General features: G+C 33.9%; 13 protein-coding genes. 9 read left to right on the top strand and 4 right to left on the bottom strand.

Annotation, left to right across the window (positions count from 1 at the left end; all coding sequences use genetic code 11):
* Entirely contained in the window at positions 1 to 600 is a 600-nt protein-coding gene (locus tag DK508_RS14970; protein WP_109301600.1) for a TetR/AcrR family transcriptional regulator, read from the bottom strand.
* Between the two features lie 198 nt (positions 601 to 798).
* Here DK508_RS14970 and DK508_RS14965 point away from each other — a divergent pair, with 198 nt between their 5' ends.
* Together DK508_RS14965 and DK508_RS14960 are read left to right on the top strand one after the other, a co-directional pair.
* Positions 799 to 1,773, top strand: coding sequence for a polyprenyl synthetase family protein (locus DK508_RS14965; protein ID WP_109301599.1), 975 nt, complete (start codon positions 799 to 801; stop codon positions 1,771 to 1,773).
* Positions 1,766 to 2,122: a hypothetical protein gene (locus tag DK508_RS14960; RefSeq protein WP_109301598.1), complete on the top strand. Its 357-nt coding sequence runs from the start codon at positions 1,766 to 1,768 to the stop codon at positions 2,120 to 2,122. The genes DK508_RS14965 and DK508_RS14960 overlap by 8 nt, the downstream gene beginning before the upstream one ends.
* Here DK508_RS14960 and DK508_RS14955 read toward each other — a convergent pair.
* Entirely contained in the window at positions 2,119 to 2,658 is a 540-nt protein-coding gene (locus DK508_RS14955; RefSeq protein WP_235016418.1) for an alpha-ketoglutarate decarboxylase, read from the bottom strand. The two genes, DK508_RS14960 and DK508_RS14955, sit on opposite strands and share 4 nt — an antisense overlap.
* A 114-nt stretch (positions 2,659 to 2,772) precedes the next feature.
* Here DK508_RS14955 and DK508_RS14950 point away from each other — a divergent pair, with 114 nt between their 5' ends.
* Complete coding sequence (locus tag DK508_RS14950; protein WP_109301597.1) at positions 2,773 to 5,547, top strand: 2-oxoglutarate dehydrogenase E1 component; 2,775 nt, start codon at positions 2,773 to 2,775, stop codon at positions 5,545 to 5,547.
* Positions 5,548 to 5,613: 66 nt separating this feature from the next.
* Positions 5,614 to 6,834 carry a 2-oxoglutarate dehydrogenase complex dihydrolipoyllysine-residue succinyltransferase gene (gene odhB / locus DK508_RS14945; RefSeq protein WP_109301596.1) on the top strand — a complete coding sequence of 407 codons (1,221 nt, stop codon included), beginning with the start codon at positions 5,614 to 5,616 and terminating at the stop codon, positions 6,832 to 6,834.
* 55 nt (positions 6,835 to 6,889) lie between these two features.
* On the opposite strand, the gene DK508_RS14940 is transcribed toward odhB, so the two are convergent.
* Both DK508_RS14940 and DK508_RS14935 read right to left on the bottom strand, forming a co-directional pair.
* Positions 6,890 to 7,813 carry a GYDIA family GHMP kinase gene (locus DK508_RS14940; protein WP_109301595.1) on the bottom strand — a complete coding sequence of 308 codons (924 nt, stop codon included), beginning with the start codon at positions 7,811 to 7,813 and terminating at the stop codon, positions 6,890 to 6,892.
* On the bottom strand, positions 7,813 to 9,129 hold the full coding sequence (locus DK508_RS14935; RefSeq protein WP_109301594.1) for a hydroxymethylglutaryl-CoA reductase, degradative: 1,317 nt from the start codon (positions 9,127 to 9,129) through the stop codon (positions 7,813 to 7,815). Before DK508_RS14935 ends, DK508_RS14940 begins: the two co-directional genes overlap by 1 nt.
* A gap of 249 nt (positions 9,130 to 9,378) precedes the next feature.
* On the opposite strand from DK508_RS14935, the gene DK508_RS14930 reads away from it, so the two are divergent.
* The 5 genes from DK508_RS14930 (at position 9,379) to DK508_RS14910 (ending at position 16,273) form a co-directional block, all read left to right on the top strand.
* Positions 9,379 to 11,550: a S9 family peptidase gene (locus tag DK508_RS14930; protein WP_109301593.1), complete on the top strand. Its 2,172-nt coding sequence runs from the start codon at positions 9,379 to 9,381 to the stop codon at positions 11,548 to 11,550.
* A gap of 17 nt (positions 11,551 to 11,567) precedes the next feature.
* A complete protein-coding gene (locus DK508_RS14925; protein WP_109301592.1) occupies positions 11,568 to 13,121 on the top strand; it encodes a peptide MFS transporter in 1,554 nt (517 codons plus the stop codon).
* A 10-nt stretch (positions 13,122 to 13,131) separates the two neighbouring features.
* Positions 13,132 to 14,688, top strand: a complete 1,557-nt coding sequence (locus DK508_RS14920; RefSeq protein ID WP_109301591.1) for a peptide MFS transporter — start codon at positions 13,132 to 13,134, stop codon at positions 14,686 to 14,688.
* A 97-nt stretch (positions 14,689 to 14,785) separates the two neighbouring features.
* Positions 14,786 to 15,325: a thioredoxin fold domain-containing protein gene (locus DK508_RS14915; protein ID WP_109301590.1), complete on the top strand. Its 540-nt coding sequence runs from the start codon at positions 14,786 to 14,788 to the stop codon at positions 15,323 to 15,325.
* A 69-nt stretch (positions 15,326 to 15,394) separates the two neighbouring features.
* Entirely contained in the window at positions 15,395 to 16,273 is an 879-nt protein-coding gene (locus DK508_RS14910; protein WP_109301589.1) for a hypothetical protein, read from the top strand.
* Positions 16,274 to 16,360: the final 87 nt, after the last annotated feature.

The raw sequence follows: 16,360 nt of genomic DNA, 5'->3' as shown, positions 1-16,360 counted from the left end.
TTAATGTTCTTTTATTAGGTTGTTTAAAATTGTACGTCCTTTTTCTGTGGTAATACCCAAAATATGGTACTCTAAGTAATCATCCATAAGCTTGGTTACCGGAAATCTTTGATCAGGAAACATATTTTTATCCTTAATACCATTTGTCCCTAGAAAATAGATTCTTGATATAAATTCGATATCTATGTTTTTTCTAAAAACTCCTTTATCAATACCTCGCTTTAAGTTGTCGACCACACATTCTTGAAAGACCTCGAATTGTTTCGCTTTTAAACCGGTATGTATTTTGGGATAATATTTTTGAAGCTGATGCAAGGGTGCTGTTTTTTCATTTTTTAAATGAAGCATAACAAAAGCTTTAATTGCATACAACTCCTCTATAGGATCAAAATTTTCTTCTAAAATGGCATTAATACCATTACTAATTTTGCAAAATAAATGATGAGTAGTAGCTTCTACAAGTTTAGTTTTGTTCTGAAAATGAGTATAAATGGTCTTTTTAGAGATTCCCATTTCTGAGGCAAGATCATCCATGGTAACACTCTTGAAACCCAAGTTCAAAAACATGTCATTAGCTTTTTCTACTATTTTCTCTTTCATTACTAGAAGTTCCTAATTAGGGTGCAAATGTAAGTACGGAAACTTTAAAAACAATAAAAGTTTCCTAAGTTTTGCAATTTTTTAACATTGAGGGATGGTTTTGGTAGTTTTTTGTTAACAAAAGGTTTCGAGAATGAAACGTTAAAATAGATTTCTTAAGTTTAAAAAGTTTGAATTACTTTAGCATAAAAAATTACTGTGCACACGATTTCTGATTATCAAGGATATTTCTTAGAATATCTTACTCAAAAAATTGAAACTAAAGAACCTAAAAACCTATATGAACCCATCTCTTATATTCTTAGTCTTGGAGGAAAACGATTAAGGCCTACATTGGTGTTAATGGCTTCAGAGATTTTTGGTGGTTCTTATAATAAAGCTCTTGATGCTGCTCTTGCTGTAGAGGTTTTTCATAATTTTTCACTAATACATGATGATATTATGGATGATGCACCTTTAAGAAGAGGAAAAGAAACAGTGCATGAGAAATGGGATATCAATACAGGCATTCTTTCGGGAGATGCTATGCTTATTAATGCCTATCAATTGTTTGAAAGTTATGAGGGAGATACATTTAGACAGTTGGCAAAACTATTTACAAAAACTGCTATCGAGGTTTGTGAAGGTCAGCAATATGACATTGATTTCGAAACTAGAGATGATGTTACTATTCCTGAGTATATTAAAATGATAGAGTATAAAACCGCTGTTTTAGTAGGTGCGGCTTTAAAAATGGGTGCAATAGTTGCAGATGCTTCCGAAAGCTGCAAGTCATCAATTTATGATTATGGAAGGCTTTTAGGTTTGGCTTTTCAACTTCAAGATGATTACCTTGATGCGTTTGGAAACCCTGCAACATTTGGCAAACAAGTGGGGGGTGACATCATAGAAAATAAAAAAACCTTTTTGTATTTGAAAGCGTTAGAGTTTGCGTCTGAAGCTGAAAAAAAACAGCTAGTAGGTCTATTTTCATTAAACCCAGAGGATCCATCAGAAAAAATTAGTACGGTGAAACATCTTTTTGAAACTACTGGAGCAAAGGAAGTAACACGTACAGAGATAGAAAAGTATACTAAAAAAGCGTTTTCTGCTTTAGATAATTTAACGATTTCTGAAGATAAAAAGGATCTTTTGCGACTTTTTGGTTCTACTTTAATGAATAGAAGTGTCTAGCGATAAAAATATAGTGCCATTAGATACGTTTCTTCATGAAATTTCTACATCCCTATTGTACCCGCAATTGGTCATTCAGCTTCAAAAAGATGTAATGCGAGCAGGAATAGATCATGTTATTGACCCTGATGTAACCCCTGCTAGTTTGGTTTTGGAATTACAAACCTTATTACTTAGTAAGTTGCGTTTAGATTTTAATCAATATTTAAACCTTTTGTATGCGGTAGATGTGTCTGAAAATGAATTACGTGATTTTAGTTCAGAAAATATTGAAGATATAGCGATACATGCGTCATATTTAATTTTGAAGAGAGAATGGAAAAAAATTTGGTTGCGTCATAATCTTTAAAAAAATACTCTTACAAAGGGAGCATAAGCACTACCGTAAATACTTTTTTGATCATCGTATAAGAGATCATATCTTATACCAAAGCTTACATAACCTGTTCGATAACCTGCACCAACAAATAATGCTGGATACCAATAATTATCGGTAAATGTTTGAGTAGGAGTTTCGATACGTGCATTAACTCCCATTTGTTCAAACTCTGCAGAAAGTTGAAACTCTGGAAAGGGATTAAATAAACCAATAATGCTACCTCCATAGTTTGTGCTTTTGATTTTTTCGTTAAAATCGTCGTTGTCAAAACTAGAGTATCCAAAACTAAGGCCTACCCCTGCACTAAACCAAGGGTTAAACTCATATACCGCGGCCGGAGCAATAATGGCATTAAAAGTATCATTAGAAAAACCAATTCCTAGATTCCCTCCAAATCTTACTTTGGACCAAAAATTTTCATTTTGAGAATACCCATTGTGTAAGGAAAACAGAACAAAGGAAACTAAAGCAAAGACTTTTAATTTTTGAAGAGTATATACTTTCATTGTTAAATTACTAAAAAAATGTTGCATAAATATAGATATTTCAATGGTCAATAAATTGTAATTGTTGTATTTTTGTATCGTTTTGTCATAAAAAAGACAATTGAATGCTTACGTATGGATAAATATTCATTTTTGAATGCGGCTAATACCGCATTTTTTGCAGATTTATACGATCAATATTTGCAAAGCCCCGATAGTGTAGAGCCAAGTTGGAGAGCTTTTTTTCAAGGTTTCGATTTTGGTATTGAAAATGCTAATGGTACTGGGGAAACTATTTATGTTGATAAAGAATCAGGAGAAACTGCTATTGTTCCTGAAAGTGTACAGAAGGAGTTTCAGGTGGTACGATTAATTGATGAGTACAGAACAAGGGGTCACTTGTTTACCAAAACCAATCCAGTAAGAGAAAGAAGGAAATATAGTCCTACGCTAGCTTTAGAAAATTTTGGGTTAAGTCAAGGTGATCTTAATACTGTTTTTAATGCTGGTGAAATTTTAGGAGTTGGGCCTAACACTTTAAGTAATATTATAGTTCATTTAGAGCAGATTTATTGTGATTCTTTGGGTATAGAATATATGTATATTCGTAATCCTGAAGAAAGAGAGTGGATACAGGCAAGAGTAAACTTTAATACCAACAGAACGAAGTTTTCTGCAGATCAAAAAAAGCATATTCTTAAGAAACTTAATCAGGCAGTATCTTTTGAAAGTTTCTTACATACCAAATATGTTGGGCAAAAACGTTTTTCTTTAGAAGGAGGAGAATCTCTAATCCCTGCTCTAGATGCATTGGTAGAGAAAGCAGCTAATTCTGGAGTAAAAGAGTTTGTAATGGGTATGGCACACCGTGGCCGACTAAGTACATTAACTAATATTTTTGGAAAAAGCCCAAAGGATATTTTTAGTGAGTTTGATGGTAAGGATTATGAAGAAGCAATTTTTGATGGAGATGTAAAATATCACTTAGGGTGGACCTCAAAACGCCAAACAGATTCGGGTAAAGCAATTAATATGAATATTGCTCCAAATCCATCACATTTGGAAACTGTTGGAGCCGTAGTAGAAGGAATTGCAAGATCCAAACAGGATAAACATTATAAGGACAATATTTCTCAAGTGTTACCTATTGTTGTGCATGGAGATGCGGCTATTGCTGGTCAAGGATTAGTGTATGAAATTGTTCAAATGGCTAATTTAGATGGCTATAGAACAGGGGGAACTATTCATATTGTTGTTAATAATCAAATAGGGTTTACTACTAATTATTTAGACGCAAGATCGTCTACATATTGTACAGATGTTGGTAAAGTTACGCTTTCTCCAGTACTTCATGTAAACTCTGATGATGCCGAGGCGGTTGTGCATGCAACTAATTTTGCGTTAGATTTTAGGATGACCTTTAAAAGAGATGTTTTTATTGACTTGTTGGGGTATCGTAAATATGGGCATAATGAAGGAGATGAGCCGCGTTTTACACAACCTAAACTATATAAGGCAATTGCTAAGCATAGAAATCCAAGAGATATTTATGCAGATAAATTAGTAGCCGAAGGCATTATCGATAAAGATTATGTGTTAAAACTTGAAAAAGAATATAAGGCTTCCCTTGAAGAAGAATTGGAAGATTCTCGTAAGGAAGAAAAAACGATAATTACACCTTTCATGCATGATGAGTGGGCTGGTTTTGTGCGCGTGCAAGAGGATGAAATGATGGAAGTGGTTGATACCGCTTATGACAAGAAAAAGCTTACAGAAATTGCAGAGGTAATTACTAAATTACCAACCGATAAGAAGTTCTTGCGTAAAATCGAAAGATTGATTGATCAACGACATAAGATGTTCTTTGAAAAAGATCAATTAGATTGGGCTATGGGAGAATTACTTGCATATGGTTCTTTGTTAAAAGAAGGTTATGATGTAAGGATGAGTGGACAGGATGTTGAAAGGGGAACGTTTTCTCATAGGCATGCAGTGGTTAAAGTAGAAGATAGCGAAGAAGAAGTATTACTACTTAATAATCTTAAAGGAGATCAAGGAGATTTTTATATCTATAACTCTTTACTTTCAGAATATGGGGTAGTAGGATTTGATTATGGTTATGCTATGGCAAGTCCAGATACGTTGACCATTTGGGAAGCACAGTTTGGTGATTTTAGTAATGGAGCTCAAATCATGTTGGATCAATATATATCTTCTGCAGAGGATAAATGGAAACTTCAAAATGGTTTAGTAATGTTATTGCCTCATGGATATGAAGGTCAGGGAGCAGAGCATTCTTCTGGTAGGATGGAGAGATATCTTCAACTTTGTGCCAAGGATAATATGTTTATTGCAGATGTAACTACACCTGCAAATATGTTTCATTTGTTACGTAGGCAAATGAAAGCAAAATACCGTAAGCCTCTGGTAGTATTTACACCAAAGAGTTTGTTACGACACCCTAAGGTGGTTTCTTCTGTAGAGGAGTTTGCTTCAGGGAGTTTTCAGACCGTTATTGATGATCCGCAGGCGAAAGCAAAGGAAGTGAAATCGTTAGTATTTTGTACAGGGAAGTTTTATTATGATCTTTTGGAAGAAAAAGAAAAATCAGATCGAAAAGATGTAGCATTGGTGAGAATAGAGCAATTATTTCCATTGCCTATTGCCGAAATGGATAAGCTGATTAAAAAATATAAGGCGGATGAAGTAGTTTGGGCACAAGAAGAACCTAGAAACATGGGGGCCTTGAGTCATATGTTAATGCATTATGAAGATTCAAAAAGCTTTAGATTTGCAAGTAGAAGACCTTATGGAGCTCCGGCTGCAGGAAGTGCTACAAGATCAAAAAGAAGACATCAAGAAGTAATCGATTATGTTTTTGATAAAACAAAAAATAATCAACGCAGATAAATTTTAGATAATAACTATAGTTAAAGAGTTTCCAAAGGAAATTATACAAAGGATAAATTCAGAATTATGGCTTTAGAAATGAAAGTCCCATCACCGGGAGAATCTATTACAGAAGTAGAAATAGCTCAATGGCTTGTTGAGTCTGGTGATTATGTTGAAAAAGATCAAGCAATTGCAGAAGTTGATAGTGATAAAGCAACATTAGAGTTGCCTGCTGAAGAAAGCGGTATCATTACCTTAATGGCAGAAGAAGGTGACGCAGTTGCTGTCGGGCAGGTTGTGTGTCTAATCGATACTGATGCAGCTAAGCCTGAAGGGGGAGAAGCAAAAGAAGCTTCGATTGCCGAAACTCCCAAAACTGAAGAGAAAAAAGTAGAAGCTCCTGCTGCTCCCGCAAAAACAGAAACGTATGCGACCGGAACAGCTTCTCCAGCAGCAAAAAAGGTGTTGGCAGAAAAAGGAATAGACGCGGCTCAAGTAAAAGGTACGGGTAGAGATGGGCGAATTACTAAGGCTGATGCCATAGACGCCAAACCATCTTTAGGAACCCCTGGCCTTGGAGCTAGAGGAGAAAGTCGTAAAAAATTATCAATGCTTCGTCGTAAAGTAGCAGAGCGTTTAGTTTCAGTTAAAAATGAGACGGCAATGCTTACTACGTTTAATGAAGTGGATATGCAACCAATTTTTGATCTTCGAAGTCAACATAAAGAAAATTTCAAAAATAAACATGGAGTAAGCCTTGGGTTTATGTCTTTCTTTACACTGGCATGTGTAAGAGCTTTAAAAATGTATCCTTCTGTAAATTCTATGATTGATGGAAAAGAAATGATTTCTTATGATTTCCAGGATATTAGTATTGCAGTTTCTGGTCCCAAGGGATTAATGGTACCGGTTATTCGAAATGCCGAAAATCTTAGTTTTAGAGGTGTAGAATCTGAGGTAAAACGTTTGGCTCTTAGAGCTCGTGATGGTCAAATTACTGTAGATGAGATGACGGGAGGTACTTTTACAATTACAAATGGTGGAGTGTTTGGTAGTATGCTATCAACACCAATTATCAATCCACCACAGAGTGCGATTTTAGGAATGCATAATATTGTAGAACGCCCAATCGTAAGAGATGGTCAGATTGTTGTTGCGCCAATTATGTATGTTGCGTTATCATATGATCATAGAATTATTGATGGAAAAGAATCTGTAGGATTCTTAGTAGCGGTAAAAGAAGCATTAGAGAATCCCGAAGAGTTGTTAATGGATGCTAAAGTGATGCAAGCGCTAGAATTGTAACAAAAAGAATATATACATATTATAATAAAAGCCTCAGTGAATAGCTGAGGTTTTTTTATAAGATCAATTCGCTAAAAGGAATAATAGTAGTGTATCCTTTGGCTTTAAAATAATCCATATTAGATATAGATCCTGTAGCCAAAACAAAATCACCACCCCAACCGCCAAGACTTTTAATACTTCCGGTATAATCCGAAAAAAGCCTTGATTTTACAGTTTCAGTTTTGATGATTTTAGATATGATTTCTTCATGGATTGTTATTAATTCTTCGAAATCTTGAATATTCGAGCAATCTAGCATTTTAGATGTGATTTCACTGATGGTTTTTTCTGCTTTATCAAAATCTTTTAACGGTAATGATTGATATCGTTTAATAGATTCTTTGCTGTCTTGTTTTTGGTTTAAGTAGACAAAGAATAATTGATCTTTAAAAGAAGGATCAAAAGTTACCTCCTTAATTATTGGTTTGTTTTCTGTACGTTTATATAAGATAGGAGAGTCATGCTGTGCACATGCAATATCATACCCACTACCTCCAAAGCTATTATTCAAAAGTTCAAACGCATTTACCTTAGACCATTGTGCAATATTATTAATTAAAGTCGACGAAGAGCCTAATCCCCATGCTCTATGAAATTCTAATCTACTTTCTATAATATACCCTTTTTCTGAGGATATAAAATTAGGATTTAGTTGTTTAGCAGCATTAAGAATTTCAATTAAAGTGATTGTAATAGGATCTTTTTTAGAGCCGTCTTGATCTTCTTTAAGGATGTTGTTTTCATGTATTAAATTAGTTTCGAACCAACAATATCCATTTTCGTCAAAACTCTTCCATACGATTTGATCTGTATCACTTTCTTCGATAAATAACCATTGTCCTTTTTGAGTAGGTAAGGCTAGGGCTTCTACGCTATCCAATACTAAATACTCTGCGGTAAGTAGTAATTTACCGTGACTATAAAAAGATTTTTTCATTATGATCTTAGTTTTTCGATCTGAGTAACTACTTCACTATGAGTAACGGTGTTTGTTTTAAAATATGCGATGAGTTGTTCTTTTTCGGCATTGGTGGCTTCAAATTGATTTAAAATATTCATCAAGTGCATTTTCATATGTCCTTGTTGGATTCCTGTTGTAATCAATGAATTTATGGCTGCAAAATTTTGTGCTAAACCGGCTACAGCAGTAATTTCCATTAATTTTTTGGCATTAGGTTTTCCTAAAAGTTGTAATGCCAATTTAACTAAGGGATGAAGAGAAGTTAATCCTCCAACCGTACCGAGAGCCAATGGGATTTCAATAGAAAAAATAAATTGATCGTCTTTAATTTCGGCATCAGTAAGGCTTTTATATGTTCCATCTTTTGCAGCATAAGCATGAGCTCCCGCTTCAATAGCTCTAAAATCATTTCCAGTTGCCAAAACAACAGCGTCTATACCGTTCATAATACCTTTATTGTGTGTAACCGCCCGGTACGGTTCTATTTGCGCAATGCGAACCGCTCTCACAAATTTTTTGGCATATTGAAGTGATGATAGTTGTTTAGAATCGGGTAGTTCTTGCACAGGACAAGAAACAGAGGCTTTAACTAGGCACTGAGGAACATAATTGGAGAGAATACTCATAATAATTTCGATTTCTTTTTCTGTTTCAGAAAAAGATTCGAATTTTTTAGCTTCATCTACTAATGTTTGTGCAAATTGTTCAAGGCAAGAGTTTATGAAATTGGCTCCCATAGCATCTGCCGTCCCAAAAGTGCAATGTAATTGATAATAATGGTCAAGATCTGTTGTTTTATCGCGAAGTTCTATTTCTTTCACACCACCACCACGTTTCTCCATATTTTTGGTGATAGGCGCTACGGATTTGAGTAACTTTGGTTTAACTTGAATAAAAAATTCTTGAAGTCGTTCGGGGCTTCCTGTAAACGAAAAATGTACCTGTCCTACTTTTGTGGTAGATAGTACTTCTGCTTTAAAACCTCCACGGGTTTGCCAAAATTTTGCAGCTTTACTAGCTGCTGCGACAACAGAACTTTCTTCAATGGTCATAGGTAGTGTATACCTATTACCATTAATTAAAAAGTTTGGAGCAACCGAAAAAGGTAAGTAATAATTAGAAATGGTGTTTTCTGTAAATTCATCATGAAGCCGTTGGAGTCTGTCATCAGAATTCCAGTACGTAATGAGTGTATTTGTGGCGTTCGAGTCATTATTAAAATGATGCTCTGCCAACCATTTAATTTTATCCGCTTTAGAGAGTTTAGAAAACCCAGAAACTACTGGTGCCATTATGCATTAATATGATTAGTGCCTCCAAAGATACTATTCTGTTTTGTGAAATACCTAATCTATGAGTATTTGGTGATTACAGTGTTGATTTTTGGCTGTTGGGAAGTGTGGTTGGATTTTACCTTAATTTAACGATATGTTAAAAAAAATCACTTTAGGCCCTATGATTTTATTGTATTTAACACCAATTGTTGTATTTTTCACGGATTTTTTAGTATTCTTGGCGTTAACAATTTATACATATATGATATGAAGTTTACAAAATTGTTTTTTGTAATTACACTGTTTTTAGGTTTAGAGTCTTATGCACAGGACAAAGTATTTACCTTAAATGAGATATGGGGAGGAGAGTTCAGAACCGAAGGCTTTCAATCATTACATTCTATGAAAAATGGAACTCAATATTCTGTTTTAGAAAAAGATCAAGCTTCTGGTGCAACCAATATCGAAGTCTATAATTATGAAACTGGAGAAAAAGCTAAGACATTGATTAGCTCTGCTACAATAGATGATTTGGATTCGTTTCAAGGATATTCGTTTAGTAAGGACGAGAATAGAATACTAATCTCTAGTGCTAATGAACAGATATTTCGTCGTTCTTCTAGAGGTATTTATCATATTTATGATGTTCCGTCTAATGGAGTATTTAAAATTAGTGATAAAAAAATACAATCTCCGATGTTATCTCCTGATGGAAACAAAGTAGCTTATGTATTAGACAATAATATCTACATGTTAAATTTTGTTACCGGTCAGGAAATTCAATTAACCGATGATGGTAAGAAAAATGAAATTATTAACGGGGTTACAGACTGGGTGTATGAAGAAGAGTTTTCTTTTGTAAGAGCCTTTGATTGGAGCGCCGATAGTAACAAAATTGCATTTTTAAGATTTGATGAGAGAGAAGTTCCAGAGTTTTCGATGGATGTATATGGTAAAGATTTATATCAAAAACAAGATGTTTTTAAATACCCAAAAGCAGGAGAAAAGAATTCTAAAGTATCACTTTTTGTAGCTGATATTACGGCAATGGCTTTGGATGAAGTCAAATTAGGTGATTATAAAGATTTTTATATTCCAAGAATTAAGTGGACTGTAAATCCAGATATTTTGAGTGTTCAAGTAATGAACAGACATCAAAATAATCTGGATTTAATTTTTGTGGATGCTAAGACCAAAGCGCCAAAAGTAGTTCTTAATGAAAAAGACGAAGCGTATATTGATGTTACCGATAACCTTACGTTTTTAGATGATAATAGTTTTATATGGACCAGCGAAAAAGATGGATATAATCATATCTATCATTATAAAGAAACTGGGGAATTGATTAATCAAATTACCAAAGGTGATTGGGAAATCACCCAATATTACGGGTATGATACTAAGAACAAAAAAATATATTATCAAAGTGTAGAAAATGGTAATATCAATCGAGATGTTTATGCTATTTCTCTTGATGGAAATGATAAAAAGAGATTAAGTACTAAAGAAGGATCAAACGATGCAGAGTTTAGTGCAGATTTTAGTCTATACATCAATTATTTTTCGAATGCTACTACTCCTTATGAGTATACATTAAACAACGGGACAACAGGTAAAGTCGTTCGAGAATTAAAGAATAATAGCGCTTTATTAGAAAAATTAAAAGGGTATGATGTTCGGTCTAAAGAGTTTTCGACCATCCAGGTGAATGGAGAAGATTTAAACATGTGGACTATCAAGCCCAAAGATTTTGATCCTAAAAAGAAATATCCATTGTTTATGTTTCAGTATTCTGGACCAGGATCCCAAATGGTAAAAAACTCATGGCATCGAGCAAATGATTACTGGTATATGATGTTGGCGCAACAAGGATATATTATTGTTTGTGTTGATGGAAGAGGTACAGGGTTAAAAGGAGCTAAATTTAAAAAAGTTACTCAAAATGATTTAGGAAATCTTGAGGTTCAAGATCAAATTGCTGTAGCCAAACAACTTGGCGCATTAGAATATATCGATGCTTCTAGAATTGGAATTTGGGGATGGAGTTATGGTGGATTTATGTCTAGTAACTGTTTATTTAAAGCTCCTGATACATTTAAAATGGCAATAGCAGTAGCGCCTGTGACAAGTTGGAGGTTTTATGATACGATTTATACGGAACGATATTTGATGACTCCTCAGGAGAATGCGAAAGGATATGATGATAATTCGCCAATCAATTTTGTAGATGGTTTAAAAGGTAAATTCTTATTAGTGCACGGTAGTGCAGATGATAATGTTCATGTACAAAATACAATGCAATTGGTTGAAGCATTGGTGCAGGCAAATAAGGATTTTGATTGGGCGATTTACCCAGATAAAAATCATGGTATTTATGGGGGTAATACCCGATTACATCTATATAACAAGATGACTAACTTCATTAAAAACAACTTATAATTAATTAAATTCACATAATGGCAAATACAGTTAAAGCAGCTCATCAAAAAGAGCTTTTTGGACATCCGGTAGGATTATATATACTATTTCTTACAGAAATGTGGGAACGATTTTCCTATTACGGAATGAGGGCGTTATTAGTTCTATACATGACTACGGCGACTATAGGAGATGAAAGAGGTGCTGGTTTAGGATGGACAAGTAAAGAGGCTTTGGCATTGTATGGCTGGTATACTATGTTGGTGTATGTGATGTCAATTCCTGGAGGGATGATTGCTGATAAAATTTTGGGACAAAAAAAATCTGTATTATTGGGTGCAATTGTTCTGTGTTTAGGTCATGGAGTCCTTGTTTTAACAGACATCTGGGCATTTTATACTGGTTTGGGTCTAGTTATTTTGGGTGTTGGATTGTTAAAACCAAATATATCAACTATGGTTGGTGGTTTGTATAAAGAAGGAGATATACGAAGAGATAAAGGGTTTAGTATCTTTTATATAGGGATTAATCTAGGGTCTTTACTAGCAACCTTAATAATAGGATTAGTAGTCGCAAAATGGGGATGGCATGCAGGATTTGGACTGGCCGGTATTGTTATGGTTTTAGGTCTTTTAAATTATTTATACGGTCAAAAATATTTGGTTGAAGTAGGGAATTTCATACCTTCTAAAAACGATAATAGCGAGGTTTCTTATGGGAAATTATATGCTAAACTATTTAGTTCTCCAAAACAATTAATAGTCACTGTAGTTCTAATATTATTATCAGTGTATGGTTGGTATACATTAGAGTGGGGATTTGGTTTATTGTTTATTTTCCTTACGGCGATTACAGCTTTGTTAATGATGATTTATAAAGAATTGGATTCGCAAGAATTTAAGGATCGTTTTTTGGTTTTACTATTGTCTTTTATTATGGTAATTATTTTCTGGGGTGCTTTTGAGCAAGCTGGAGGATTAATGAATTTATATACAGAAACAAATACAGATAGAAATTTCTTTGGTTGGGAAATTCCTACGGTAATGTTTCAAAGTTTAAATGCTGGTTTCATTATTTTATTTGCAACCTTAGTTGCAAGTATATGGGCTAAAAGAAAGTTAAAAGGAAAAGAAGCATCATCTTTATTTAAGATGGCGTTGGGTATCATCATAATGGGCTTTGGGTTTTTATTTATGGTATTTGCTGCTATGGAATTCGAAAAGTCAGGAAGTTCTAGTATGATTTGGTTAGTTTTAGCATATTTATTTCATACAATAGGAGAATTATGTATCTCTCCGGTAGCACTTTCGTTTATTACAAAATTAGCTCCGGTTAAGTATGCTTCCTTAATGATGGGTGTATATTTTGCTGCAACAGGACTCGGAAATAAAGTAGCGGGAATTGTTGGAGAATCTGCAAGTGATTATGGAGAGTTAACAATATTTTCAGGAATAGTAATATTTACGGTGGTAATTGGGTTGTTGTTTATAGCAATTTTAAAACCTCTTAAAAGATTGACTCATGGAGTAGAGGAAAGTGAACGAGTATTGAAAAATGAAGAAGCAGAAGGCTTCGAATTAGCAGATAACTAAGAATATCTTCATGAGTGCAACACTAAACGATTCAAAGGCATTTAGCCTTTTAGGACATAAACCGGCATTATTTGTCTTGTTTTTTACAGAAATGTGGGAGCGATTTTCATACTATGGTATGAGAGCGATTTTTGTATTATTCCTTACGTCTACCTTTGCCGAAGGTGGTTGGGAGTGGTCTAATGAAAGAGCACTTGCCCTTTTAGGAACGTATACTTCTTTGGTATATGTAACTCCAGTTATAGGAGGATGGATTGCCGATAAATTTACAGGATATCAAAAAGCAGTTACCTTGGGTGCATTAGTGATGACTTTGGGTCATGCTGCTATGGCATTAGATACAGAAACTACGTTATATATAGGTGTAGGTCTTTTAATTATTGGTAACGGTTTGTTTAAACCGAATATTACATCGATAGTTAGTGGCCTTTATGACCAATTTCCAGAAAGGAAAGATGGAGCTTTTACCATTTTTTATATGGGTGTTAACTCAGGAGGGTTTATAGGGGTTTTACTCTGTGGTTTCCTAGGAGAAAACTTAAGTTGGTCTTGGGGATTTGGTTTAGCAGGGATTTTTATGTTGTTGGGGATGTTTCAATTCTGGTTTGGAAGAAAAATTTTTGGTGATGTAGGAAGGGAGCCATCTAAAAAGGTAGATTTGTCTGATGCAATTGAGAATACCACAGAAGTAGTTACAAAAGAAAAGGTTCCTAGTAATGTTCAAAGAGATCGTTATATTGTGGTAGGTGTTTTGGCCTTTTTTGTTGTATTTTTCTGGGCAGCTTTTGAGCAAGCTAGTGGATCAATGACCATTTTTGCAAATAAGTTTACTCAAAGAGTATTAGAAGGAAATTCTGCATCAATATTTAAGATTGTAGACACCTTAATTACGATAGTTCCGCTAGGGATAATTACATGGGTGTTATTGAAATTATTTCAGCAAACTTTTAAGAAAATTTCTTTATCAAATATAGTTTTAGGTGTAAGCTTTTTAAGTGTTTGGGGTATTGCTATATGGAAACTTTCAGTAATACTACCACAAGAAACAACCGAAATACCAGCATCATGGTTTTTGATATTAAATTCCTTATTTATTATAACATTAGCTCCTTTGTTTTCTAAAGTTTGGGAAAGTAAATATAACCCTTCAGCTACTATTAAATTTGCGTTAGGTATGATTTTTCTAGGAATAGGATTTGGGATGCTAGCGTGGGGAGCGGCGACCATACCACAAGGTGCAAAAACAGCATCGGTAAGTTTAGTTTGGTTGGTAATAGCGTATTTGCTACATACTATGGGAGAATTATGTTTGTCTCCTGTTGGGTTATCATATGTTTCAAAATTGGTTCCTGCTAAGAAGATTGGGTTGATGTTTGGGGTATGGTATTTGGCTATAGCAATTGGTAATAAATTGGCTGGTTTTGTAGGAGGTTATATTGATGTTATTGTTGATAAATACTCTATGTCTGCTTTCTTTTTGATTTTTACGATCGTACCCTGTTTGGTTGGAGTCATATTAATTTTTATTACTCCAAAAATGAAGAAATTAATGCACGGTATACATTAATAAAATAATATGTAACTTCACTCGTTTCCCAAAGACGAGTGAAGTTTTTTAAATAAGGAACAGTTTTTGTTTCCGACAAATAGAAAAAACAAGTACAATGAAAAACCTACTTTTTATATTTACATTGATCATGTGCCTATCTACCCAAGCACAAGAAATCAAATGGATGTCTTTTAATGAAGCGCTAGAAGCGCAAAAGACAACACCCAAAAAAATCTTTATGGATGTCTATACCGATTGGTGCGGTCCTTGTAAACTTCTAGATAAAAGAACTTTTCATAATAAAGATGTTGTTGAATATGTGAATGAAAACTTTTATGCCGTTAAGTTTAATGCAGAAGGTACCGAAGAGGTGCATTATAATGACTTTACATATACTAATCCAAATTATAAACCCGGGAGAAAAGGAAGAAATAGCCAACACTTTTTTGCAAATGCATTAAAGATATCAGGGTATCCAAGTATTGTGTTTTTTGACGAAAAAGGAAATCTTATTGCTCCTGTTATGGGATTTAAAACGCCTCAGCAATTAGAGCTTTATCTTAAAATGATCTATAAAGATGATTATAAAAGACTTACCAGTGCAGATGCATGGAAAAAGTACGAGAAATCATTTGTAGGCACATTTACCAATTAAAAAAATTATATAGTCTTAAGTAAATAAGGTTTGATATTATTTTTATAGTTTTATAATACATATTATAAAATGAGAATAATAACTACAATACTTATATTTAATTTTGCTTTGTGGCTAACGGGGTGTGGTAATAGTGAGAAAAAGGAGAATCATACTAATCAACTGGAATCCAAATCACTTGTGGTTAAAGAATCTTTTCCTACTACTTTATATTTTTCTGCATTCGAGGTGTATCTTAATAATTGGAAAAATGGTTGGAAAATTGCCAATCATGGACAAGTATGTAAATCGTCAAATATAGAGGGTCAATTTATTGTCGGGATAGGTTCGACAATGATATGTACAATGACTCTTAGTATCGAAGGGAAAGTTGAAGAGATTGATTATGCATCCTTTGGTATTGTCAAACGCGAAGTGATTTGGAACAAAAATTTGGACCTATTCTTTCAAACAACTGGAGAGAACAAAGTAAAAATAGAATTTAGAAATCTTTTACCTAAATATGAAAAGTGGATTTCACAGAATTTATCTTTATTACCTCCTATGGAGGATGTAACGCTAGAAGAAATAAAACTTACAAGGCTTCCTATTGTGGCGCCTAATAAAAGGCAGGGTATAGAAGTACTTCTAGATTTCGAACATCAAGATGATGCTTCATCTAATTTTAACTTATTAGTTAGAAATAATATTTCTCGACTTGGCGCCGAATGTGTGATTGCTAAAAATCTTCAAGGAAAACTAACAAGTTCTCTAGGGTCAGTTGTAGAACAATTTAAAATAAATGATACTGTTTCTGTATCAGTTAGTGATCAAAATAAATCATGGAATATACTCAGAAAAAAAAAGGCTATTCTTGTACAGGAAATTAATGAAGACAAAATTGTTTTGAACCTAGAGATTCCTATTTCTCAAGACTTTGATTGGAACTTCCTTATAAAGGAATATTAACCTTTCCCTATTTTGTACGTATTGCTCGCATAAAAACTGTTTGTAATCACATTTAAGTTTATAACGCAATTAATTGAAATTCTATTC

Origin of the sequence: Aquimarina sp. AU474, from assembly GCF_900312815.1 — a bacterium.
Classification (GTDB): Bacteria; Bacteroidota; Bacteroidia; order Flavobacteriales; family Flavobacteriaceae; genus Aquimarina.
The sequence above is the reverse complement of the archived record's forward strand: the minus strand, read 5'-3'. Positions and strand labels throughout refer to the sequence as shown.

Bases quoted from the DNA above. Each gene is read 5' to 3' on its own strand.
- DK508_RS14970 (WP_109301600.1), bottom strand. From the start codon at position 600: ATGAAAGAGAAAATAGTAGAAAAAGCTAATGACATGTTTTTGAACTTG.
- DK508_RS14955 (WP_235016418.1), bottom strand. From the start codon at position 2,658: ATGAAAGTATATACTCTTCAAAAATTAAAAGTCTTTGCTTTAGTTTCC.
- DK508_RS14950 (WP_109301597.1), top strand. From the start codon at position 2,773: ATGGATAAATATTCATTTTTGAATGCGGCTAATACCGCATTTTTTGCA.
- odhB (WP_109301596.1), top strand. From the start codon at position 5,614: ATGGCTTTAGAAATGAAAGTCCCATCACCGGGAGAATCTATTACAGAA.
- DK508_RS14940 (WP_109301595.1), bottom strand. From the start codon at position 7,813: ATGAAAAAATCTTTTTATAGTCACGGTAAATTACTACTTACCGCAGAG.
- DK508_RS14935 (WP_109301594.1), bottom strand. From the start codon at position 9,129: ATGGCACCAGTAGTTTCTGGGTTTTCTAAACTCTCTAAAGCGGATAAA.
- DK508_RS14930 (WP_109301593.1), top strand. From the start codon at position 9,379: ATGAAGTTTACAAAATTGTTTTTTGTAATTACACTGTTTTTAGGTTTA.
- DK508_RS14925 (WP_109301592.1), top strand. From the start codon at position 11,568: ATGGCAAATACAGTTAAAGCAGCTCATCAAAAAGAGCTTTTTGGACAT.
- DK508_RS14920 (WP_109301591.1), top strand. From the start codon at position 13,132: ATGAGTGCAACACTAAACGATTCAAAGGCATTTAGCCTTTTAGGACAT.
- DK508_RS14915 (WP_109301590.1), top strand. From the start codon at position 14,786: ATGAAAAACCTACTTTTTATATTTACATTGATCATGTGCCTATCTACC.
- DK508_RS14910 (WP_109301589.1), top strand. From the start codon at position 15,395: ATGAGAATAATAACTACAATACTTATATTTAATTTTGCTTTGTGGCTA.